Below are 3,896 nucleotides of genomic sequence, written 5' to 3' on the forward strand. Positions count from 1 at the left end.
TGTAAATCAATGTTCTGTTATATCAAACTGACGTTATTTACCACATAATTCTCTTTTGGGTTTTAGGAATATGAGCATCAGTACGATGGCTATTAGGATGATTACTGATAGTTTGCTAAAATCAGCTCCTAAGTTGCCGGTATCGCTTGAAGAGCCGAGCATTCGGGTAACGGCATAACCCGCCAATACACCTCCCATATTCATAATGCCATAAGCCGTAGCACGCTGTTGCTGCGGAATGATTTGGCATAAAATAGGCATATTATTCGTATCAAACATTCCATAACCAATACCAAAGAGCAAGGTTGCGCCTATCATTGCAGCGTAGGAGCTACCAAATCCCATCAATACCAAAGCAGGAATGGTGAGACCTAAACCAATAGTACTAGTGTAGATACGCGCTTTGATGTTTGTCTGTACCCAGCGATCGGAGAGGGTTCCCCCGATGAGTACCCCTAAGAAAGACGAAATTGCAATAGAAATGGTTGCCATGGGGCCTGCGGTTGCCATCGATACGTTTAAGTTGTTTGAAAAGAGGGTAGGCAACCAGTTTTTAGTACCCCAGCCTGGGAAGCTCGATGCCATAAAGTAGAAAAGCAATATCCAAAAAGAAGCTGTGCCCAACACAAGGGTAAGTGATTGACCCATACTTCCTTTAGATACAGTAGTCGCTTGTTGAGGAACAGCGGGTTTTCTTTCGATGTCAAACAAAGTGAACACTAAGAATACAGCATATACAATACCTGCAATACCAAACCAGTGGAAAACGGTATGCCACGTATAGTTAGAGGCAATGGTAGCCCCGAAACCTCCCAAGGCTTGACCAGCATAGAGCCCCGACATGTGGATACCCACCGCTAACGAACGTGTTTTTGAGCTGTGGTAATCGGCGATCATTGAGAGGGCTGTCGCTAAGTATAAGGCTTCGCTCACACCCATCAGGGCACGTAGCCAGTACACTTGGTCAAAAGTGGTTGCGTAGCCCATTCCATAGGTTACAGCCGACCATACAAAGAGGCTACCTACTATCATCCACTTGCGGTTGAGACGGTCGGCAAGAATACCTGCTACAGGGCTCATCAATCCGTAAATAAGTAAGAAGATGCCCATTAGGCGACCAAAGTTATCGCCTACGGTAAGCTCCTTAATATCCATTTTCATCGACTCCTGCATCGTGGAGAGCATTTGTCGGTCTAAATAATTCAGTAGTGCCACTACCCACAGTAGGGCAACTACTATCCAAGGGTATATTTTGTTGTTTTTCATAATATTCTCCCTTATCCCCTCTTAAGAAGGGAGTTTAGCAGGGCTTTTAGTTAGACAAAATTTTAAGTTTATAGGTTTTAGGGCTGCGTACACCAGGTTTGAGTTCGCCTTGGATAAGATAAAACTCATCGGGAGTACCTACTAAAGTAGCACCCGCACGAGCAAAATCAGGTTGTGTATCGAGTACCGACCACTGCTTTGTATGGGTGTCGAACAAATAGCATTCTTGGTTAAACTTGTAGTACGCTATAGGTTGGGTCATATAATGCGCCATATAGTCGTAGTTTTTCTGTTTGCGCGCCTCATCGGTGAGGGCAGTATCACGACCTATATGATAGAGGTCGGTGATAGTATTTATAAACAGAGAAGCATTCACCCCACCAAAACAAGCGATATAGCGGTTATCTATAGCTAAAGCTGTAGCTCCTGTGAGGGTAAATAGCTTTTTATCAGTTGTTTCTTCAGTAGCTACTTTCTGCCATTGCTGTTGTTGCAAGCTATAGCACCATACGGTAGTAATGAGGGCAGGTGCGTGTGTAGCATCGCCACCAAAAAAGCCTCCAAACAAGTATAAATGAGTATCGTTCTCGTGTGTTACCGCTGCTACTACGGGTTGTACGCTGGCAGTCTCTGGGAAGTCAGCTAAGCGATGCCACTCTTTATCAGTGGCGGTATCAATATAGTAAACTTTATTAGAAGGTTTGCCAGAAGCGTTACCTCCTGCTACAAAAACTTTGCTACCTATACTCGTACCAGCGAAGTTATCAAGCGGTTCGGGCAAGGCAGGGAAATCAGTAAAGGTAAGTCCTTTTTCTTTAGTATATTGCACTTTATGGCAGGTAGCTAACGAATGAGTAGCTGTTTGTCCACCTATCCATAGATAGCCATCGGGAATAGCTACTGAAACCCCATAAGCAGTAGCTTCGGGGAGTTTACCTATAGTTTGCCATTGGTTCTGTGTTTTATTGAAAAGAAGAATTTCGTCATAAAACACTTTTTTTCCACCTTCAAAACCGAGTTTATCAGGGAAGTTGCACCCTCCAGCTACTAATAGATTATCATCTATAAGAGCAGCATAAGCGGCAGAGACGCCTTTTTGAAGGTCGCCTTCTAAGCCTTGAGTGGTAAGTGCTGTAATATTCATTTTCATAGATTGTTCTTTTTGGGTTTCTGTACAAGCCGTCAATATTATTAGAGATAAAACGAATAGTACAGACTTTGTCAAAGACCGTAGCACGGCAGGCATTAAAGACTTTGACAAAGTTTTGTATATTATATGTTCTTTATCATTATTCATTAACCATTGATCATTTCAATTGTTTTCCATACTTGATATAAGCCACGGGGTACGTGGAAACAGCCTTTCCATTTACCGCCTTTTAGGTCGAGAAGTACCTCGCCTTGGCGGTTGAGGTAGCCCCACCATTCAGGATATTTAGGGTCTTTGAAATGCTCCCAAGTGTAATTGTGCACTTTTTCAAACCACGCTAAACACTCTTTATTACCAGTAAGTTGGTATCCTTTTATGAGAGAGATGAGCGTTTCGATATGCACCCACCACAATTTTTGATCCCATTCTAATTGTTGAGGTGGGTAACCTTTTCTGTCCATAAAGTAGTAAATACCACCATACTGTTTATCCCAACCATAGTTGAGCATTGTTAGGGTAGTTTGCACCGCTTTTTCTATCAATTCAGGACGGTTGAGGCGTTTGCCTAAGTCCATTATAAACCACATTGCCTCAATAGCGTGACCAGGGGTAAGCTGACGACCTTCAAAAGTATCAGATAGTGAACCATCAGCATTTACGTTCTCTACTACAATCCCGCCCAATTCAGGTCGTAAAAACACTTCCATCACTTCGTGGATACAAGCCTCCATTGCCTCCTCAATAAAAGAAGGCTCTAAGAGCGGTTCTATTTCGAGGGCTAAATTACACAAAATCATCGGGAGAGCAAAGTTTTTAAGAGAGCGCGTACCGGGGTGTGCTTTGCTCCATTTGCCTTTAGGATTGTCTTTTTTGGAGAGGATAATGTCAAAGGTTTTCTTGGCAATATCGACGTATTCCTGATTGCCTGTAGCGATACTCAGCTGACCAAAAGCCATTGTGGCAAAGGTATAGGAGAAGATGTTATAAGGTTCTACTAAAGGATTCCCTTGTTGGTCTAAAGAGAAGTACCAATTGAGGTGCCCGTCGTGACCATATTTTTTAAGGAACTCAGCTCCTTGTATCGCGGTGTCTAACCATTCTTGGCGTTTTTCAACGCGATTATAGAGCATACTGAAGAGCCATACCTCACGGGCTTGTAGCCAAATAAATTTATCAGTATCGAATACATTTCCTTGGCGGTCAAGGCAGGTGAAGTAGCCTCCGTACTGTTTATCTTGCGATTTTTCTAACCAAAACGGAATGACGTTTTGCAAGAGTTCATCGCGGTATTGTTTTTCTAATTGTTTAAAATCCATTGGTTTAATTTTGATTTATTCTTTTAAATATTGATATTTTTATATTCAATTTTAAATTCGTTTCTAAAAATATCCTGCAAAAGTACGGCAACTATTTTAAAAATACAAATTATTTATTAAATATTTTTAATTAGGGGTTAGGGGTTAGGGGTTAGGGGTTAGGG

The 3,896-nt window shown here is 42.0% G+C and carries 3 protein-coding genes; all 3 read right to left on the bottom strand.

All coding sequences use genetic code 11. The annotated features are described in order from the left end of the window. Positions 1 to 33: 33 nt before the first annotated feature. The 3 genes from HMPREF9073_RS03680 to HMPREF9073_RS03690 are packed head-to-tail and all read right to left on the bottom strand — an operon-like array spanning position 34 to position 3,732. Complete coding sequence (locus tag HMPREF9073_RS03680; protein ID WP_009412650.1) at positions 34 to 1,266, bottom strand: MFS transporter; 1,233 nt, start codon at positions 1,264 to 1,266, stop codon at positions 34 to 36. 46 nt (positions 1,267 to 1,312) lie between these two features. After that, positions 1,313 to 2,563: a cyclically-permuted mutarotase family protein gene (locus HMPREF9073_RS03685; RefSeq protein ID WP_009412651.1), complete on the bottom strand. Its 1,251-nt coding sequence runs from the start codon at positions 2,561 to 2,563 to the stop codon at positions 1,313 to 1,315. Beyond that, positions 2,563 to 3,732 (bottom strand): AGE family epimerase/isomerase, encoded by a 1,170-nt coding sequence (locus HMPREF9073_RS03690; protein WP_009412652.1) that lies wholly within the window; start codon positions 3,730 to 3,732, stop codon positions 2,563 to 2,565. Before HMPREF9073_RS03690 ends, HMPREF9073_RS03685 begins: the two co-directional genes overlap by 1 nt. Positions 3,733 to 3,896 lie beyond the last annotated feature (164 nt).

Origin of the sequence: Capnocytophaga sp. oral taxon 326 str. F0382 (genome assembly GCF_000318295.1) — a bacterium.
Classification (GTDB): Bacteria; Bacteroidota; Bacteroidia; order Flavobacteriales; family Flavobacteriaceae; genus Capnocytophaga; species Capnocytophaga periodontitidis.